General features: G+C 69.6%; 15 protein-coding genes and 5 tRNA genes. 11 read left to right on the forward strand and 9 right to left on the reverse strand.

The genetic code is table 11. The features are described from left to right. The first annotated feature begins 159 nt into the window (after window positions 1-159). Window positions 160-363 carry an acyl-CoA carboxylase subunit epsilon gene (locus JOC24_RS24790; RefSeq protein ID WP_205022612.1) on the forward strand — a complete coding sequence of 68 codons (204 nt, stop codon included), beginning with the start codon at window positions 160-162 and terminating at the stop codon, window positions 361-363. Between the two features lie 102 nt (window positions 364-465). Here JOC24_RS24790 and JOC24_RS24795 read toward each other — a convergent pair whose 3' ends face one another. The 8 genes from JOC24_RS24795 to JOC24_RS24830 all read right to left on the reverse strand — a co-directional run bounded on the left by JOC24_RS24795 (window position 466) and on the right by JOC24_RS24830 (window position 11,012). After that, window positions 466-1,047: a GTP-binding protein gene (locus JOC24_RS24795; protein ID WP_205022613.1), complete on the reverse strand. Its 582-nt coding sequence runs from the start codon at window positions 1,045-1,047 to the stop codon at window positions 466-468. Then, a complete protein-coding gene (locus JOC24_RS24800) occupies window positions 1,028-1,693 on the reverse strand; it encodes a DUF742 domain-containing protein (RefSeq protein ID WP_205022614.1) in 666 nt (221 codons plus the stop codon). The genes JOC24_RS24795 and JOC24_RS24800 overlap by 20 nt, the downstream gene beginning before the upstream one ends. 89 nt (window positions 1,694-1,782) lie before the next feature. After that, the gene (locus JOC24_RS24805) at window positions 1,783-2,196 is read right to left on the reverse strand and encodes a roadblock/LC7 domain-containing protein (protein WP_006127847.1); all 414 of its coding nucleotides are present in this window, start codon (window positions 2,194-2,196) and stop codon (window positions 1,783-1,785) included. A gap of 10 nt (window positions 2,197-2,206) precedes the next feature. Then, window positions 2,207-5,419 carry a sensor histidine kinase gene (locus tag JOC24_RS24810; RefSeq protein ID WP_205022615.1) on the reverse strand — a complete coding sequence of 1,071 codons (3,213 nt, stop codon included), beginning with the start codon at window positions 5,417-5,419 and terminating at the stop codon, window positions 2,207-2,209. Window positions 5,420-5,768: 349 nt separating this feature from the next. After that, window positions 5,769-6,353 (reverse strand): GTP-binding protein, encoded by a 585-nt coding sequence (locus tag JOC24_RS24815; protein WP_205022616.1) that lies wholly within the window; start codon window positions 6,351-6,353, stop codon window positions 5,769-5,771. Beyond that, entirely contained in the window at window positions 6,334-6,741 is a 408-nt protein-coding gene (locus tag JOC24_RS24820) for a DUF742 domain-containing protein (protein ID WP_003966010.1), read from the reverse strand. The genes JOC24_RS24815 and JOC24_RS24820 overlap by 20 nt, the downstream gene beginning before the upstream one ends. 134 nt (window positions 6,742-6,875) lie before the next feature. Then, complete coding sequence (locus tag JOC24_RS24825; RefSeq protein ID WP_006127850.1) at window positions 6,876-7,289, reverse strand: roadblock/LC7 domain-containing protein; 414 nt, start codon at window positions 7,287-7,289, stop codon at window positions 6,876-6,878. Between the two features lie 9 nt (window positions 7,290-7,298). Then, window positions 7,299-11,012, reverse strand: coding sequence for a sensor histidine kinase (locus JOC24_RS24830; RefSeq protein ID WP_205022617.1), 3,714 nt, complete (start codon window positions 11,010-11,012; stop codon window positions 7,299-7,301). A 609-nt stretch (window positions 11,013-11,621) separates the two neighbouring features. Here JOC24_RS24830 and JOC24_RS24835 point away from each other — a divergent pair. The 9 genes from JOC24_RS24835 to JOC24_RS24875 all read left to right on the forward strand — a co-directional run bounded on the left by JOC24_RS24835 (window position 11,622) and on the right by JOC24_RS24875 (window position 15,539). Next, entirely contained in the window at window positions 11,622-11,804 is a 183-nt protein-coding gene (locus JOC24_RS24835; RefSeq protein ID WP_205022618.1) for a hypothetical protein, read from the forward strand. 126 nt (window positions 11,805-11,930) lie between these two features. Beyond that, complete coding sequence (locus JOC24_RS24840; protein WP_014153853.1) at window positions 11,931-12,707, forward strand: fumarylacetoacetate hydrolase family protein; 777 nt, start codon at window positions 11,931-11,933, stop codon at window positions 12,705-12,707. Then, the gene (gltX, locus tag JOC24_RS24845) at window positions 12,700-14,172 is read left to right on the forward strand and encodes a glutamate--tRNA ligase (protein ID WP_205022619.1); all 1,473 of its coding nucleotides are present in this window, start codon (window positions 12,700-12,702) and stop codon (window positions 14,170-14,172) included. The genes JOC24_RS24840 and gltX overlap by 8 nt, the downstream gene beginning before the upstream one ends. 87 nt (window positions 14,173-14,259) lie before the next feature. Then, complete coding sequence (locus JOC24_RS24850; RefSeq protein WP_205022620.1) at window positions 14,260-14,979, forward strand: HAD family hydrolase; 720 nt, start codon at window positions 14,260-14,262, stop codon at window positions 14,977-14,979. Window positions 14,980-15,065: 86 nt separating this feature from the next. After that, a tRNA-Gln gene (locus JOC24_RS24855) sits at window positions 15,066-15,137 on the forward strand. A gap of 19 nt (window positions 15,138-15,156) precedes the next feature. Beyond that, window positions 15,157-15,229, forward strand: a tRNA-Glu gene (locus JOC24_RS24860). 60 nt (window positions 15,230-15,289) lie between these two features. Further along, window positions 15,290-15,362 (forward strand) — tRNA-Glu (locus JOC24_RS24865). A 12-nt stretch (window positions 15,363-15,374) separates the two neighbouring features. Then, window positions 15,375-15,446: transfer RNA gene (locus tag JOC24_RS24870), tRNA-Gln, on the forward strand. Between the two features lie 20 nt (window positions 15,447-15,466). Continuing rightward, window positions 15,467-15,539 (forward strand) — tRNA-Glu (locus JOC24_RS24875). Between the two features lie 173 nt (window positions 15,540-15,712). On the opposite strand, the gene ndgR is transcribed toward JOC24_RS24875, so the two are convergent. After that, window positions 15,713-16,429 carry an IclR family transcriptional regulator NdgR gene (ndgR, locus tag JOC24_RS24880; protein WP_024490257.1) on the reverse strand — a complete coding sequence of 239 codons (717 nt, stop codon included), beginning with the start codon at window positions 16,427-16,429 and terminating at the stop codon, window positions 15,713-15,715. Between the two features lie 173 nt (window positions 16,430-16,602). Between ndgR and leuC the strand changes: the two genes are divergently transcribed. Continuing rightward, entirely contained in the window at window positions 16,603-18,027 is a 1,425-nt protein-coding gene (leuC, locus tag JOC24_RS24885; protein WP_205022621.1) for a 3-isopropylmalate dehydratase large subunit, read from the forward strand. Window positions 18,028-18,032 lie beyond the last annotated feature (5 nt).

The raw sequence follows: 18,032 nt of genomic DNA on the forward strand, positions 1-18,032 counted from the left end.
CCGAGACGCGCGAGGTACTGATCGCCTCGCTCGCGATGCTCCGTAACAAGCACGCGGACCTGCCGTCCCGCAAGCACGGCAACCCCCCGCAGTAGTCGCAGGCCCGGCGGTGACCCCGCCCACGTCCCGCGACCATCTGCCCAGAAGACGGAGACATCCATGAGCGTCACTCCCGCCGAGTCGGTCCTGCGCGTCGAGAAGGGCCAGGCCGGCCCCGAGGAGCTCGCCGCCATCACCGCGGTCCTGCTCGCCCGCGCGGCCGCCCAGCCCGACGTCCCCGCCCACCGCGGCCGCAGCACCGCCGGATGGCGCCGTCTGGAGCGCACCCCCGGCTTCCGCGCCCCGCACAGCTGGCAGGGCTGAGAACGGCCGCTGAGGCCGTTCCGGACCCATCCCGGCCCCGTACGGACGAAGGCCCCGCACTCCTTCCGAGGAGTGCGGGGCCTTCGCCGTGCTACGGCCGGATCAGCGCAGGCGGGCCATCAGGGCGTGCTCGACCAGTGTGATCAGCGCGCTCTTGGCGTCCCCACGGTGCCGGGCGTCCGTCGTGAGGATCGGGGTGTCCGGGCCGATCTGGAGCGCTTCGCGTACTTCGTCGGGAGTGTAGGGCTGGTGTCCGTCGAAGCCGTTGAGGGCGATGACGAAGGGCAGGCCGCTGTTCTCGAAGTAGTCGACCGCGGGGAAGCAGTCGGCGAGGCGGCGGGTGTCGACGAGGACGACGGCGCCGATTGCGCCGCGGACCAGGTCGTCCCACATGAACCAGAAGCGGTCCTGTCCGGGGGTGCCGAACAGGTAGAGGATCAGGTCCTGGTCCAGGGTGATGCGTCCGAAGTCCATGGCCACCGTGGTGGTGGTCTTGTCCCCGGTGTGGGTCAGGTCGTCGATGCCCGCGGACGCGGACGTCATCACGGCTTCGGTGCGCAGCGGATTGATCTCCGAAACAGCACCGACAAACGTGGTCTTACCCACGCCGAAGCCCCCTGCCACCACGATCTTCGCCGAGGTAGTGGAGCGGGCCGCTCCGCCGCTAGAGCTTGCGAAGTCCACTGAGCACCCTTTCGAGCAGTGTCACATCTGGTTGGCCGCCGGCGGTCTCGTCGCCGCCGGGCTGATGGATAGCGACGAGTCCGGCCTCGGCCAGGTCGGCGACGAGGATCCGGGCAACGCCGAGCGGGATCGAGAGGAGGGCCGACACCTCGGCCACCGACTTGATCTCGATGCAGAGCCGGCAGATCCGCTGGTGCTCGGGCAACTGCCCTTGCAGCCGGGCCGGATCGGCCGTGGTGCTGACCAGTGCCTCGATGGCGAGCTGGTAACGCGGCCGTGTCCGGCCGCCGGTCATGGCGTACGGACGGACCAGCGGGTTGTGCGCAGCGGGCTTCGGAGGCTCCGGGGCCTGCCGCTGGACCGGCTGGATGCGCGACGGCGGCGTCTCGTAACCCCGCGGCTGCTGCTGCTGGTACTGCTGCTGCCACCCGGAACCGGGCTGCTGGGACTGCTGCTGCCAGTCGCCGCCCTGCGAGCCCTGCTGGGGCTGCTGGTAGGGCTGCTGGTACGGCTGGTAGGGCTGGTACGACTCTTGCGTGCCCTGTCTGCCGGGCACGGAGGGGTTGCCGAAACGGTTGTTGTCGCCCTGCTCACCCGGAACCCGCTGACCACCCTCGTACGGGTGTCCGCCTGTGGGTGCTGCCACGTTTCCTCCTCCGCCTGCCGGTCGCCATCCCAGTGGTGCCGCGCCACCGCACCTTATGGCGCGGTGGCGAGAAACGCACTGTCTGTCTATTAGTTAAGAAGACTTCCCTGGAGTTCGGCGCGGAGATCCGGGGTGAGAACACTTCCTGCACGGTCCACGAGAAGCGCCATTTCGTACCCAACCAGACCGATGTCGGCATCCGGGTGGGCGAGGACGGCGAGTGAGGATCCGTCAGAGATGGACATGATGAAGAGGAATCCTCGCTCCATCTCCACAACGGTCTGATTCACGGCGCCGCCCTCGAAGATCCGGGAGGCACCAGCGGTCAGCGACGTCAGACCGGAGGCGACAGCCGCCAGCTGATCGGCGCGGTCCCGTGGGAAACCCTCGGACATCGCCAGCAGGAGTCCGTCGGCGGAGACCACCACCGTGTGCGACACCCCAGGGGTGTTGTCCACGAAGTTGGTGATCAACCAGTTCAGATTCTGCGCCGCCTGGCTCATCGGGCTCACACTAACGCTCCTGGTTGTAGGTATTACTGGTGTCCGTGCCCGCCGTACGTCCCCGAAGGACACCACGGCGCAGGTTGCTCAACCTGCCCCGCACGTCCTCGGGAGCGCGGGAGACCTGGGGGCCGCCCTGCTGGGTCTGCTCCGCCGTGCCCTCGACCAGGTTGGCCTTGGGCACGCGCCGGGGGAGTCCTGAGGGGGTGATTCCGCCCGCCTTCGGATCCCGGAGCTTCTCGGCCCGCACCCAGCGCTCGTCGTTCGCCGAACGCCAGTCGTCGGGGCTCTCCCCGTCGGTGGGCTCCGTCGCCTTCGGCTGTTCCGGCTGCGGCCTCTGCCGCTGTTCCGGCGGGGCAGGCTGATCGTTTCCGCGGCCGGTGGGCTGCCAGTGCTGCTGGCCCGCACCCCGGCGCGGGAGCCCCGCCTCGGTCAGGTCCGGACCCGGGTCCGTGGTGGCCCCCGGGCCGTCGAAGCCTACGCGTTCCCCGGTCTCCGCGGGAGTGCTCGGCAGTGATTCCGCTTCGGGCTGTGCCAGCGGCTCGAAGGTCCCCTGGTAGGAACCCTGATCCGCCCATTCACCCTGGTGGGAAATGCCGTCCTGGGGAGCGAACCGGTCGGTGTGCAGCTCCTGCCTGCCGTCCGGTGCGGCGTACGAGGACTCCGCATAGGAGTTCTGCTGCTGCGGGTCCTGGTAGCCGTTCCCCGCGTACGGGTCGTAGCCGCCCTCGTAACCGGACTGGGCGTACTCCTGCTGCCCCTGGGTGTACTGCCCGGGGGCGTACTGCTGCTCCTGGCCGTACTGCTCGGGCGCGTACTGCTCCTGGGGGAAGCCCTGCCGCTGCCCGGCGCCGTCGTCCTGGAACGGCGGACGCTCGCCGCCCGTCTGCGCCTCCAGCGCGGCCCGCCGCTCCTCACGCATCAGCGAACGGTTGACCGGGTCCAGCTGCGGGGAGTCCGCGGCCGGGGTCTCGTAGCGCGAGTCGTCGAAGCCTAGCTCCGCCGCCGTACGCATCGGGAGGGGCTGCGGCATCGGGTCGAAGGACTGCTGCTGCTGTTCGGGCATGATCGAGGAGACGGTGAAGTCGTTCTCCTGGGCCGAGTCGCCGCCGCCACCGTGGGTGATGGCGTCCGGCAGCATGACCAGCGACGTGGTCCCCGCCTGCTCGCCGGAGGGACGCAACTGGACGCGGATCCCGTGCCTGTCGGCCAGCCGGCCGACCACGAAGAGACCCATCCGCTGGGACACCGCGGCGTCCACGGTCGGAGGGTTGGCCAGCTTGTGGTTGATGTCCGCGAAGTCCTCGGCGGTGAGGCCGATGCCCTTGTCGTGGATCTCGACCATGACGCGGCCGTCGGGCAGCCGGGTCGCGGTGACCCGGACCTTCGTCTGCGGCGAGGAGAACGTGGTGGCGTTCTCCAGCAGCTCGGCCAGCAGGTGCACGAGGTCGGTCACGGCCTGGCCGTGGATCTCGCTCTCCGGCACACCGGTGAGCTCGATGCGCTCGTAGGACTCCACCTCGGACGAGGCGGCCCGCAGGACGTCGACCAGCGGCACCGGCTGGTTCCACCGCCGGCCGGGCTCCTCGCCCGCGAGGACGAGCAGATTCTCGCCGTTACGGCGCATACGCGTGGCCAGGTGGTCCAGCTTGAAGAGGCTCTCCAGCTGGTCCGGGTCGGCCTCGTGGTTCTCCAGGTCGGTGATGAGGGTCAGCTGCCCCTCGATGAGCGACTGGTTGCGGCGCGACAGGTTGGTGAAGATCGCGTTGACGTTGCCACGCAGCATGGCCTGCTCGGAGGCGAGCCGGACGGCCTCGCGGTGCACCTGGTCGAAGGCGCGGGCGACCTCGCCGATCTCGTCCTGGCTGTTGATCGGGATCGGCTGCACACGGGTGTCCACCCGGCCCGGTTCGGTCCGCGACAGCTGGTCGACCAGCATCGGCAGCCGCTGCTCGGCGATGCCGAAGGCGGCCGTACGCAGCCGGCGCATCGAGCGGCTCATCTGGCGGGCCATGAGACCGGCGATGATGAAGGCGGCCAACAGTGCGACGAGCACGATCGCGGCGTTGATGACGGCGTCGTTGCGCGCGTCGGTCGAGATCTCCGCCGCCTCGGTCACGGCCTTGTCGACGAGCTCGTTCTCGACCGTCGTGTAGCCGTCGAACTTCGCGGTGGACGCGGCCATCCAGGTCTCGGGGGTGATCCCCTTGGCCTTCAGCTCGGCCGGCTGCTTGCCCTGGCCGATCTGCTGGGCCATACCGTCGAAGACCGAACCGTCGATGCTCGGCGGCGCCACGAAGGGCTTGCCGGCGGCCTTGGCCTGCGCCGCGGCGGCCTTCAGCTGCTTGGCGCCCTCGGCCGCCTTCCCCGCCATGACTTCCTTGAGCCGGGCCGCGTCTGCCTCCGTGCCGCCGGAGACGAACTCACCGAGGGCGATCTGCTCCAGGTAGTTGTAGGAGCTGAACGCCGTGACCTGGCCGTTGAAGTTGCGCTCTTCCTGGCTCGGGCGCACCAGCAGGTGCATGCCTATCGAGCGCTGAAGCGATTCGGCGGCCTTGGCCAGCTCGATCGCGTACACGGTCCGGCCGTAGCTGGTGATGTTGCCGGTCCCGAGGCCGAGCTCGTTGGAGAACTCCATCAGCGAGTGCTGGACCTTGGTGTAGCCCTCTTCCGTCTTCACCGGGTCCATCGCCTCGGCGTAGGCGGCCTTGCGCAGCTCGGGAAGGAGCGGCTCCTCCACCTTGAACAGCTTCAGACGCCGATGGAGACCCGCCTTGTCCGGCATGTTCTGCACGGCGGCGTCGAACTTCGACGCGGCGCTGTCCGTGGTGGCGCGCACCTGCTCCACCTCGGCGGCGGTGCGCTTGTTGGAGAGCAGGGGCTGAGCGGTGAGGTCGCGCTCGTTGAGCAGCGCCTGTCCGTACGCCGCGGCCGCGCGGACGACCAGGGCCGTCTTCTCCGCGTCCTGGGCCTCGTTCCAGGTGTCGACCGACCCCTTCACCTGGAAGCCGCCCATGATCAGACCGACCAGCGCCGGGATCAGGAGGATCGCGTTCAGCCGGGTGGGCACCCGCCAGTTGCGGGGTGACAGGCGGTTGGTGCTGCCACCCGCCGGTTCCGCCTCGGACGACGTGTCCGCAGGCGGAGACACCGCTGCGCGCGGCGGAGGCGTGAAGTTGCCCCGCTCCGGCTGCGCCGCGGAGCCCTCGTTGCTTCGCCTCACTCGACCAACAACCTCTCGGCGTCGGCACCTACGTTGTGCCGGATTATCGTTCAGGGGCCGTACTACTGGGTAGTTCGAGGCATTGCAGCACGCGGACCGGCCGCGTTCCAAACAGTCGGAATGCGTGATTCCGGCTGAGGCCGCTTGAAGATAAAACGGGCATAAAGAGCGAGCCCCGTCAAAAGGCGAGGCTCGTATGAGCGCAGTGGTACCGGTCGTGTGCGCCGGGTATCGATCGACCCCTGATTCTCTGTCGAAATGTTATGAAGGCGGGGGCGGATCGTGTCAAAGGACACAGGCCGCCCCCGCCCGACTACAGCAACTTCCGTAGATCACTTCCGACTTACGGCTACTTCAGCCGGGCCATCAGGGCGTGCTCGACCAGTGTGATCAGGCCGCTCTTGGCGTCCGCACGGTGCCGGGCGTCCGTCGTGATGATCGGGGCGTCGGGGCCGATCTGGAGCGCTTCGCGTACTTCGTCGGGAGTGTAGGGCTGGTGTCCGTCGAAGCCGTTGAGGGCGATGACGAAGGGGAGGCCGCTGTTCTCGAAGTAGTCGACCGCGGGGAAGCAGTCGGCGAGGCGGCGGGTGTCGACGAGGACGACGGCGCCGATTGCGCCGCGGACCAGGTCGTCCCACATGAACCAGAAGCGGTCCTGTCCGGGGGTGCCGAACAGGTAGAGGATCAGGTCCTGGTCCAGGGTGATGCGTCCGAAGTCCATGGCCACCGTGGTGGTGGTCTTGTCCCCGGTGTGGGTCAGGTCGTCGATGCCCGCGGACGCGGACGTCATCACGGCTTCGGTGCGCAGCGGATTGATCTCCGAAACGGCACCGACGAACGTGGTCTTGCCCACGCCGAAGCCGCCTGCCACCACGATCTTCGCCGAGGTGGTGGAGCGAGCCGTCGTATTGCCGCTAGAGCTTGCGAAGTCCACTGAGCACCCTTTCGAGCAGTGTCACATCCGGCGCGCCGCCGGCCTCTCCGTTGCCCGGCTGGTGGATGGCCACCATGCCGGCTTCCGCCAGGTCCGCCACGAGGATCCGCGCCACGCCCAGAGGCATGGAAAGCAGGGCCGAGACCTCGGCCACCGACTTGACCTCGCGGCACAGGTGGCAGATCCGCTGGTGCTCGGGGAGCAGGGTCCCCAGGTGTGCGGGGTCCGCTGTCGTGCTGACCAGCGCCTCTATCGCGAGCTGATAGCGCGGCCGGGTCCGGCCGCCCGTCATGGCGTAGGGACGGACCAGCGGCTGGTCGCCTTCACCGTCGTACGACGCGTGGTGCAGTGCGCCGTACGGATCAGGTGAGGCGGGTGGCGGGGTCATAAATCCTCCGGGCGTGACAGCAGGGTGTCGGCTTGCCGTCTGAAGGTGGCCGGTGAGGGGCTGTGTCGGCCGGACGGGTGAGGGTTTTGAGTAGTACCTGGGGGGATCGTGTCAGTTGGCTGCCGCATGGCCGGTCAGTGCAGCAGACTTCCTTGTAGTTCGGCGCGGAGATCCGGGGTGAGTACGGTGCCGGCGCGGTCGACGAGCAGCGCCATCTCGTACCCGACCAGACCGATGTCCGCGTCCGGGTGGGCGAGGACGGCCAGCGAAGACCCGTCCGAGATGGACATGAGGAAGAGGAAACCCCTCTCCATCTCCACGACCGTCTGGCTCACGGCGCCGCCTTCGAAGATCCGGGAGGCACCCGCGGTCAGCGACGTCAGGCCGGAGGCGACAGCCGCCAGCTGATCGGCGCGATCGCGCGGGAAACCTTCGGACATCGCCAGCAGCAGGCCATCCGCGGAGACCACCACCGTGTGGGACACCCCTGGGGTGTTGTCCACGAAGTTGGTGATCAGCCAGTTCAGATTCTGCGCGGCCTGACTCATGGGGCTCAACTAACGCTCCTGCTGGTGAGTGGGGCCGAGTTGGAAACTTTCGGTAGACGGGCCGGTGTTGGCCTGTCGTCCCTGCTGGATGCCCCGGCGGAGATTGGTCAGACGGCCGCGTACGTCATCCGGCGCACGCGAAACCTGAGGTCCGGACTGATGATTCTGCTGCTGAGCAGTGCCCGGTACCAAATTGGCACGTGGGACACGGCGGGGCAGTCCGGAGGTGGTGATCCCGCCGGCGGCGGGCTTCTTGACCCGCTCCGCCTGCCGTACGAGCTCGTCGTTGGGCGAAGCGCGCCACGAACTGGTGGCGCCGGTGTCCGCCGCACCACGCCGCGGCATGGGCGGCGGCGTGGTCTCGGCGTGCTGGGAGGGGAACGGTGCCTGCGGCTCGGCTGCGGGCGGCTGCGGGCCGCTCTGCTGCGGGCCGTGGAACCAGTTCGTCTCCAGCGTGTCGAACAGCGGTGTACGCCCGTCACCGGGACCGGCCGGCGGCAGCTCGTCGGGCTGCTGCTGCTGCGGCAGGGCGGGGCGGCGCGGCAGCCCGCCCGCGGGGGGCGTAGGCGGAAGCGGTGCGCCGAAGTCGGGGCTGTCGGAGCGACGGGGCAGCCCGCCGGCGGGGGGCGCGGGCGGAAGCGGTGCGCCGAAGTCGGAGCCGTCGGGGCGGCGCGGCGCGGGCGCGTGCGGGCCCTGGGCGCCGAAGCCCTGGTCCTGCGGCATCGGGGCGTTGAAGTCGGGCCGGGCGAACTGTGCGGTGCTCGCCGGGTCCATGGCCTGCGGTGCCTGATACGCCTGCGGTGCCGAGAAGTCCGGGCGGGCGAACTCGGCTGTGGCGCCGGGGCCCTGACGGTCGTTCATCGGCGGACGCTGGTTCGGCGGGCTGAACGGCTGGTTCGGACCGGAGGTGCCCGGCCGGGCGAACAGGCCGCCGTCGTGCTCCTCGTGACCACGCGGTGAGTCCGGCTGCGTGCGCCGGGGAGCGCCCTGCTCCTCGACCCCCCAGCTCGTGGACTGCGGACGCTGGGGCTGCGGGTTGCCGCCGGGCAGCTCGGCCCGAGGCCCGCCGGAGGGCGGAAGCTGGCGGCCGGGACCGCCGGGCTGCTGCGGACCGCCCTGACCGAGCTGGTTCTGCTGGTGCTGCGGGTTCTGCCGCGCGGGCGGGCCGGAGTGGCCGAAGAGGTTGGGGCGGCCCGAGTCCGCACCGGCCGGGGGGCCCTGCGGGGGGCGTGCGCCCGGACGGGCACCACCGGCGAAGGCACCGGCGAGGCCGCCGCCCTGCCGGGTCTCGGGGCGGCCCTGGCCCGGCAGTCCGGGACTCTGCTGGTTGTTGCCCAGCGGTCCGGAGCCCTGCTGAGGCGGACGCTGTCCGTCGCGCGAGGGCAGCGCGGCCCGGGGGGCCGAGCCCGCACCGACCTGGCCGCGCGAGGCAGGTGCCCCGACGCCCTTGGCGGGAGCGGACGCGGGGCCGGCCAGGCCGCCCGCGGAGGGGGAGCCGCCGGCGAGGAGCCCGCCCGGGGCGCCGCCCTGCTGTCCCTTGCCCTGCTGTCCCTGCTTCGTCGGCTGCTTGCCGCCCTGCGCGACCTCCATGGGCAGCATGACGAGCGCGGTCGTACCGCCGGAGTCGGAGGGGCGCAGCTGGATGCGGATGCCGTGACGCAGGGACAGCCGGCCGACCACGAACAGACCCATGCGGCGGGACACCGAGACGTCCACGGTGGGCGGCGAGGCGAGCCGCTCGTTGATCGCGGCCAGGTCCTCGGGGGAGAGACCGATGCCGGTGTCGTGGATCTCGACGAGCACACGGCCGTCGGGCAGTGCGTGACCGGTGACCCGGACCTTCGTCTGCGGCGAGGAGAACGACGTGGCGTTCTCCAGCAGCTCGGCGAGGAGGTGCACGAGGTCGTTGACGACGCGGCCGGCGACCTCGGTGGCGGGCACCGCGGACAGTTCGATGCGCTCGTACTGCTCCACCTCGGACGCGGCGGCACGGAGCACGTCGACCAGCGGTACGGGCCGCGTCCACCGGCGGCCGGGCTCCTCGCCCGCGAGGACGAGGAGGTTCTCGCCGTTACGGCGCATTCGGGTCGCGAGGTGGTCGAGCTTGAAGAGCGAGGACAGCTGGTCCGGGTCGGCCTCGCGGGACTCCAATTCGGAGATGAGCGAGAGCTGGCGCTGAATGAGGCCCTGGCTGCGGCGCGAGAGGTTGGTGAACATCGCGTTGACGTTGCCTCGCAGCAGCGCCTGCTCGGCGGCCAGCCGGACCGCCTCGCGGTGCACGTCGTCGAAGGCCGCGGCCACCTGGCCGATCTCGTCCCGGGAGTGCACACCGACGGACTCGACGGAGGTGTCGACGTCCTGCGGGTCCGTCTCGGAGAGCTGCTTGACGAGCTCGGGGAGCCGGTCCTGGGCGACCCGGGTCGCGGTGTCCTGGAGCCGCCGCAGGGAGCGGATCATGGACCGCGCCACGACGAAGGCGCCGACCAGCGACACACCGAGGACGATGAGGATGATCGCACCGTTGAGGATCGCGTCGCGCTGCGACTCCTCACGGAGCTCGCGGGCCTTGCTCTCCATCTCACCGAGGAGTGTCTCCTCGATGGTCTTCATGGCCTGGATCTTGTTGGAGCTCTGGTCGTACCAGTCCATGTACGTACGGGTCTTGCCGCTGCCCTCCATGCCCAGAGGGCTGTCGAGCACCTTCTTCGCGTACATGTCGGCGGCGGTGATCTCGGGATTCCCGTTGTCCAGCGGCGCCAGGAGCTCGGCGGAGCTCTTGCCGGTGGACTCGTAGGTCGTCTCGAAGGTCTTGAGGGTCGTGCTGGCCTTGTTGAGCGCGTTGCGGCCGAACGCCTGGTCGTTGTCGTTCAGGTGCGTCTTGTCGCTGTCGCCGCCGGGCAGTGCCGCGGCGATGATGGCCCGCTCGACGGAGGCGTACTCCTTCGAGGAGGAGAAGGCGGCCAGCGCGCGCGTGCGCTTGATCATTTCAGGGTTGCTGGTCGCCTGCGCCATGTCCTGCGAGAGGCTCAGCAGCGAGTTGATCAGCTGGCTGTACTGGTCGACCGTGTTGAGACTCGGGCTGTCGCCGGCGTACGCGTCCTTGCGGATGCTGGTGATGTTGCCCAGCTGCGTGCCGATCTGGCTGACGCTCGCGTGGATGCTGTCCAGCGCGGCGTCGCCGGGGGTGTTGCCGATCTCGTCGGTGGCCTCGAAGAAGGCGTCCTTGGCGCGGTCGGTGCGCTCGCGGGGCTGGGTGACCTTGTAGTCAGTGGCCTTCACGCCGTTCGACAGCGGGCCGGCCGACTTGTCGCGCTCCTCCTGGAGCGCGTTGGCGAGCGCGGTCGCCTGCTTGGTCATCTTCGTGAGCAGCTGCATGTGCTCCAGCTGGTCCATGTCGTTCATGGACTCGTTGATGCGCAGTCCGCCCAGGGTGGTCGCCGCGACCACGGGGAGGGCGAGCAGGGAGACCAGACGCGTGCTGATGCGCCAGTTGCGCAGGGCCGCGCGGGAGCCGGCGGAGGGGGGACCTGCCGGCTTGGGAGCCGCGGCGGCGTCCGCGCCGCTGTCACCCGCGGTGCCGCTCGTCGTGCCGGAGCGCTGCGCGCGGTCACCGGCGGCGGGATTCTGGGCGTGCTGGGGCGAGGAACCGCGGTCGTTCCCGCCGCGCGGCTCCTGCTCCGCCGGGGTTTCCCCTCGGCCCTGGCGGGGCTGGGGCGACCCCATGCCATCCCTCTTGAAACGTCCCTGCACTAGCGTCGCAACCTCTGGACCAGGCGTCCCTCCGCGTGTGGCGCGGCTGAACGGTGTCGGCGTCGTGGGGCGCTGGACGCGCCCCAAGGTGGTCGTGAGTGACCGGCGTACTTCCCCCTCCCGCCACCACTCGGCGCTGCGTTGCGCCCCTGCGCGCTGGGCCTGAAACCCGCGGCGGTGCGTGGAATTCCAGCACAGTGAAGGATCTCCAACAAGGCCCCCGTACCGGGCTGTGACCTGGATGACACGGTGTGATGACCGCGTGACAAGGCGTATAGCGTGTTCATGGTCAAAACGGGTAATTAAGGGTGGGCTTCTTGGGGGTGGCGGGTGTCCCAGACGCCATGATCGGGAGCGGAATGGCAGATTCAGTGACGTAATGTCTGGTTTGTATCCGAAGGTCAACTGCCCTTAATGTGCACTTTGTCGGCAACTTCGTGAGCAAACTCACACGATGATCGCCGTCTCATCCCGGCCGCAGTGGGGAATCGGATGTTTAGCCTGGCGCTTTACAGGGATAGCGAATCCGACAACCGGCGCACCCCCCGGGCGGCGCCCCAGCGACAAGGGTCCATACGGCAGATGAAGACGACGATGATTTTCCGCAACATCGCCAACCCCCGGCGTACGACGCTGGCGCACCTCGAGGACGCCGAAGCGCTGCAGAAGCCGGAACAGCGGGAGCACGCCGTCGACCTGCCCACCCAGACGGCCAACCCGCGCCGCACCATCCTGATGGTCGCCCCGGTCACGGCGGCGGAGTAGCGGCCGTCGCGGCCACGACGCGTCCGCGGGCCCCTCACCCGCGCCCTCGCCCCGCCCCGTCCGGTGGAGCGATAGCCTGGAGCGTCAGTCTTCAGCCAGCCAGCAAGTGAGGGGCGACAGCATCCCGTGCGCATCGCCAGGTTCTCCATCGACGGCAATGTCGCCTTCGGCGCGGTCGAGGGCGACAGCCCCGACAGCCTCGTCCTCGACATCATCAAGGGCATCCCGTACACCGACTTCGAGCTCTCCGGGACCAAGGTCCCGCTGAAGAAGGTCCGGCTGCTGCCGCCCGTGCTCCCCAACAAGGTCGTGGCCATCGGCCGCAACTACGCGGAACACGCCGCCGAGATGGGCAACGAGGTCCCCGATGTGCCCGTCGCCTTCTTCAAGCCGACCACGTCGGTTATCGGTGCGGGTGACTCCATCGAGTACCCCTCCTTCTCCGAGGAGCTCCACCACGAGGCCGAGCTGGCCGTGGTGATCGGCCGCATGTGCCGCGAGGTTCCGCGTGAGCGCGTCAAGGACGTCATCTTCGGCTACACCTGTGCCAACGACGTCACCGCACGCGACGTCCAGCGGCGTGAGAGCCAGTGGGCCCGGGCCAAGGGCTTCGACACCTCCTGCCCGCTCGGTCCCTGGGTGGAGACCGACGTCGACCCCGGCGACCTGGCGATCCAGGCCACGGTCAACGGTGAGCAGCGTCAGCTCGGCCGGACGAGCGACATGGTCCGCTCCGTCGAGGACCTGGTCGTCCACATCACGGAAGCCATGACGCTGCTCCCCGGCGACGTGATCCTCACCGGGACCCCCGCAGGGGTCGGCCCCCTGCACGTCGGCGACGAGGTCGCCGTCACCATCGAAGGCATCGGCACTCTCACCAACAAGGTGATCAAGCGTGGCTAACCCCCCTGTCCGTGTACGTTTCTGCCCCTCCCCGACCGGCAACCCCCACGTGGGCCTGGTCCGGACGGCCCTGTTCAACTGGGCCTTCGCCCGGCACCACCAGGGCACCCTGGTCTTCCGCATCGAGGACACCGACGCTGCCCGTGACTCCGAGGAGTCCTACCAGCAGCTGCTCGACTCGATGCGCTGGCTCGGCCTCGACTGGGACGAGGGCCCCGAGGTCGGCGGCCCGCACGAGCCCTACCGCCAGTCGCAGCGGATGGACCTGTACAAGGACGTCGCCGCCAAGCTCCTGGACGCCGGGCACGCGTACCACTGCTACTGCACCACCGAGGAGCTCGACGCCCGCCGCGACGCCGCCCGCGCGGCCGGCAAGCCCTCGGGCTACGACGGTCACTGCCGCGACCTGGGCGACGAGCGGAAGGCGGCGTACGAGGCCGAGGGCCGCACCTCGATCGTCCGCTTCCGGATGCCCGACGAGGCGATCACCTTCACCGACCTGGTCCGCGGCGACATCACGGTCCAGCCGGAGAACGTCCCGGACTACGGCATCGTGCGTGCCAACGGCGCCCCGCTCTACACGCTCGTCAACCCGGTCGACGACGCCCTGATGGAGATCACCCACGTCCTGCGCGGCGAGGACCTGCTCTCCTCCACCCCGCGCCAGATCGCCCTCTACCGGGCGCTCATCGAGCTGGGCATCGCCAAGGACACCCCCGCCTTCGGGCACCTCCCGTACGTCATGGGGGAGGGCAACAAGAAGCTGTCCAAGCGCGACCCGCAGGCCTCGCTCAACCTCTACCGCGAGCGCGGCTTCCTGCCCGAGGGGCTGCTCAACTACCTCTCGCTGCTCGGCTGGTCGATCGCCGAGGACCGCGACATCTTCGGCCGGGACGAGCTGGTCGCGGCCTTCGACATCGCGGACGTCAACGCCAACCCGGCCCGCTTCGACCTGAAGAAGGCCGAGCACATCAACGCCGAGCACCTGCGCATGCTCGACGTGAAGACCTTCACCGAGGCCTGCGGCCCCTGGCTGAAGGCCCCCTTCGCACCCTGGGCGCCCGAGGCCTTCGACGCGCAGCAGTTCGCCGAGATCGCCCCGCACGCCCAGACCCGAGTGACGGTCCTCTCGGACATCACGGCCAACGTCGACTTCCTCTTCCTGGACGAGCCCGTCGAGGACGAGGCGTCCTGGGCCAAGGCCATGAAGGCGGGGTCCGACGCCCTGCTCGTCACGGCACGCGCGGAGCTGACCGCCGCCGAGTGGAACGCCGAGGCGCTCAAGACGGCCGTTCTCACCGCCGGCGAGAAGCACGGGCTGAAGCTCGGCAAGGCGCAGGCCCCGGTCCGCGTCGCGGTCACCGGCCGCACGGTCGGCCTGCCGCTCTTCGAGTCCCTGGAGATCCTGGGCCGCGAGAAGACGATCGCCCGCATCGACGCGGCGCTGGCGAAGCTCGCCGCGTAGCGCCCGGTTGCCCGTGACGGGGTGGCCGCCCGAGCCGGGGCGGCCACCCCGTCGGCATACGGCCGCCGGGCCGGTAATCTGGCCGGCATGCCGATCCGAGCGGTTCTCTGGGACATCGACGACACGATCTTCGACTACTCCGGGGCGGACCGCACCGGTATGCGCAAGCACCTGGAGTACGAGGGCTTTCCCGAGGGGTACATCACCCTGGAGCGCGCCCTCGACGCGTGGAAGGCCGTCACGGACGTGCAGTGGGCGCGTTTCGCCGCCGGGGAGACGGACTTCCAGGGGCAGCGGCGGGAACGCGTACGCACTTTCCTCGCGCGGCCCCTCAGCGATGCCGAGGCCGATGACTGGTTCGGCCGGCACGCGGCCCACTACGAGGCCGCGTGGGCGCTCTTCCCGGACACCGTGCCCGTTCTCGACCGGCTGGCGGGAAGCTTCCGCCACGCCGTCCTGTCCAACTCCAGCATCCACAACCAGGACCGGAAGCTGCGCGCCCTCGGGATCCGGGACCGCTTCGAGGCAGTGGTGTGCGCCGTGGAGCTGGGGGTCTCCAAGCCGGACGCGGGGGCGTTCCACGCCGCCTGCGAGGTGCTGGAGCTGGAACCGCACGACGTGGCGTACGTCGGGAACGAACCCGACATCGACGCGGGCGGCGCGGTGGCCGCCGGGCTGACGGGGATCTGGCTCGACCGCGACGGCCAGGGTGGGCGCCCCGAACTCGTACGGATCACGGGTCTGGACGAGCTCCCCGGCCTGCTGGCGGGCGATACCCGTTTTGGAGCGCCGGACACCTTCAGGTAATGTTCTTCCTGCGCCGCCCGAGCGGGACAAAAAAAGCCGAACAGGCGGCGCAGACAGAAACAGAACCCCAAGGGGTTGCGTTTCAGTGGGCTATGGTGTAATTGGCAACACTACGGTTTCTGGTACCGTCATTCTAGGTTCGAGTCCTGGTAGCCCAGCGCAAGACCGAAGTAACAAGCCCCCGTTGTGTAGCGGCCTAGCACGCTGCCCTCTCACGGCAGTAGCGCCGGTTCGAATCCGGTCGGGGGTACAGATCCTTCCCGCGAGAACACCTGGGTCGCACCCACGTTTTCGATGCAGGATCGCTAGGGCCCCCGTTGTGTAGCGGCCTAGCACGCTGCCCTCTCACGGCAGTAGCGCCGGTTCGAATCCGGTCGGGGGTACTTGTCACACCATGGGCTATGGTGTAATTGGCAACACTACGGTTTCTGGTACCGTCATTCTAGGTTCGAGTCCTGGTAGCCCAGCGCAAGTCAGCAGTAACCACGCCCCCGTTGTGTAGCGGCCTAGCACGCTGCCCTCTCACGGCAGTAGCGCCGGTTCGAATCCGGTCGGGGGTACAACACGGCAGTACGCGGAAGGCCCTTCACCTCGGTGGAGGGCCTTCCGCGTATGCGTGGTGGATGGCCCCGTCGGTGTCCGCCCGCGCAGAGGGCGCCCATCTCGGGGAATTGGCAGGTGACTTGGGCCGCCACGACGCTGGGGCGGCCGGGGAAGGGGGAAGCGGTAGGGGTCAGCCCGTGCGGCGAAGTGCCTCACTCAGCCGCGCCGCCGAGTCGATGATCGCCTGGGCGTGCATCCGGCCGGGGTGGCGGGTGAGCCGCTCGATCGGGCCGGAGACGGACACCGCGGCGACCACCCGGTTCGACGGACCGCGGACCGGGGCCGAGACCGAGGCCACACCCGGTTCGCGCTCACCGATCGACTGGGCCCAGCCCCGACGCCGTACGCCGGAGAGCGCCGTAGCCGTGAAACGGGCACCCTGCAGGCCCCGGTGCAGGCGCTCCGGCTCCTCCCAGGCCATCAGGATCTGCGCGGAGGACCCCGCCTTCATGGTGAGCGTGGAGCCGACCGGCACGGTGTCCCGCAGGCCGGAGAGCCGCTCCGCCGCCGCCACGCAGATCCGCATGTCGCCCTGCCGCCGGTAGAGCTGGGCGCTCTCGCCGGTGATGTCACGGAGGTGCGTGAGTACGGGTCCGGCCGTCGCGAGGAGGCGGTCCTCGCCGGCCGCGGCCGCGAGTTCCGACAGCCGGGGGCCGAGAATGAAACGGCCCTGCATGTCCCTCGCCACCATGCGGTGGTGTTCGAGTGCCACGGCCAGTCGGTGTGCCGTGGGCCGTGCGAGCCCTGTCGCCGCGACCAGCCCGGCGAGGGTGGCCGGACCGGACTCCAGGGCGCTCAATACCAGAGCTGCCTTGTCGAGAACGCCGACGCCACTAGAGTTGTCCATACGACGATACTCGCGTCTCACTCTGTGAAACGCAAGTTCAATTTTCCCCGGAAGTTGCGAACCTGTACATGCGGCCGTACGACGGCCCGCGGCCACCGCCCCGCTCGGGGGTCCGGACGGCGGCACCCCAATCTCTAGTTGGGCCGGCGAAGACGCCGGCCGGAGGGAAAGCGATGGGTAGGACACTCGCGGAGAAGGTCTGGGACGACCACGTCGTCCGGCGCGCCGATGGCGAGCCCGACCTCCTCTTCATCGATCTGCACCTGCTGCACGAGGTCACCAGCCCGCAGGCGTTCGACGGCCTGCGTCAGGCGGGCCGGCCGGTGCGGCGCCTCGACCTCACCATCGCCACCGAGGACCACAACACCCCGACCCTCGACATCGACAAGCCGATCGCCGACCCGGTCTCCCGCGCCCAGCTGGAGACCCTGCGCAAGAACTGCGCGGAGTTCGGCGTCCGGCTGCACCCGCTGGGTGACGTCGAGCAGGGCGTCGTGCACGTGGTCGGCCCGCAGCTCGGCCTGACGCAGCCCGGGACGACGGTCGTCTGCGGCGACTCGCACACCTCCACCCACGGCGCGTTCGGGGCGCTGGCCTTCGGTATCGGCACCAGCCAGGTCGAGCACGTCCTGGCCACCCAGACGCTGCCGCTGGCCCGTCCCAGGACCATGGCGATCACCGTCGAGGGTGAACTCCCCGACAGTGTCACCGCCAAGGACCTCATCCTGGCCATCATCGCCAGGATCGGCACCGGCGGCGGCCAGGGCTACATCCTCGAATACCGCGGCTCCGCCATCGAGAAGCTCTCGATGGAGGCCCGGATGACGATCTGCAACATGTCGATCGAGGCCGGTGCCCGCGCGGGCATGATCGCCCCCGACGAGACCACCTTCGCCTACCTGCGGGGCCGTGACCACGCCCCCGAGGGCGAGGACTGGACCGCCGCGGTGGAGTACTGGAAGACGCTGCGCACCGACGACGACGCCGTCTTCGACGCCGAGGTGGTCATCGACGGCACCGCACTCGCGCCGTTCGTCACCTGGGGCACCAACCCCGGCCAGGGCGCACCCCTGTCGGCCCACGTGCCCGACCCCGCTTCGTACGAAGACGCATCGGAGCGCCACGCAGCCGAAAAGGCCCTGGAATACATGGGGTTGACCGCCGGTCAGCCGCTGCGCGAGATCAACGTGGACACGGTGTTCGTAGGGTCCTGCACCAACGGGCGCATCGAGGACCTGCGCAACGTGGCCTCCATCATGGACGGCCGCAAAGTCGCCGACGGTGTACGGATGCTGGTCGTCCCCGGTTCGGTCCGGGTCGCCCTGCAGGCGGTCGAGGAGGGGCTGGACAAGGTCTTCACCGCCGCCGGCGCCGAATGGCGGCACGCGGGCTGCTCGATGTGTCTCGGCATGAACCCCGACCAGCTGGCCCCCGGCGAGCGCTCCGCCTCCACCTCGAACCGGAACTTCGAGGGCAGGCAGGGCAAGGGCGGCCGCACTCACCTGGTCTCCCCGCAGGTCGCCGCCGCCACCGCCGTGCTGGGCCACCTGGCCTCGCCCGCCGACCTGTCCGACGCCCGTACGCCCGCCGGAGTCTGAGAGTC

This window comes from Streptomyces sp. HB132 (assembly GCF_016909575.1).
GTDB lineage: Bacteria > Actinomycetota > Actinomycetes > Streptomycetales > Streptomycetaceae > Streptomyces.

Bases quoted from the DNA above. Each gene is read 5' to 3' on its own strand.
- JOC24_RS24790 (WP_205022612.1), top strand. From the start codon at position 160: ATGAGCGTCACTCCCGCCGAGTCGGTCCTGCGCGTCGAGAAGGGCCAG.
- JOC24_RS24805 (WP_006127847.1), bottom strand. From the start codon at position 2,196: ATGAGCCAGGCGGCGCAGAATCTGAACTGGTTGATCACCAACTTCGTG.
- JOC24_RS24820 (WP_003966010.1), bottom strand. From the start codon at position 6,741: ATGACCCCGCCACCCGCCTCACCTGATCCGTACGGCGCACTGCACCAC.
- JOC24_RS24825 (WP_006127850.1), bottom strand. From the start codon at position 7,289: ATGAGTCAGGCCGCGCAGAATCTGAACTGGCTGATCACCAACTTCGTG.
- JOC24_RS24830 (WP_205022617.1), bottom strand. From the start codon at position 11,012: ATGGGGTCGCCCCAGCCCCGCCAGGGCCGAGGGGAAACCCCGGCGGAG.
- JOC24_RS24835 (WP_205022618.1), top strand. From the start codon at position 11,622: ATGAAGACGACGATGATTTTCCGCAACATCGCCAACCCCCGGCGTACG.
- JOC24_RS24850 (WP_205022620.1), top strand. From the start codon at position 14,260: ATGCCGATCCGAGCGGTTCTCTGGGACATCGACGACACGATCTTCGAC.
- ndgR (WP_024490257.1), bottom strand. From the start codon at position 16,429: ATGGACAACTCTAGTGGCGTCGGCGTTCTCGACAAGGCAGCTCTGGTA.
- leuC (WP_205022621.1), top strand. From the start codon at position 16,603: ATGGGTAGGACACTCGCGGAGAAGGTCTGGGACGACCACGTCGTCCGG.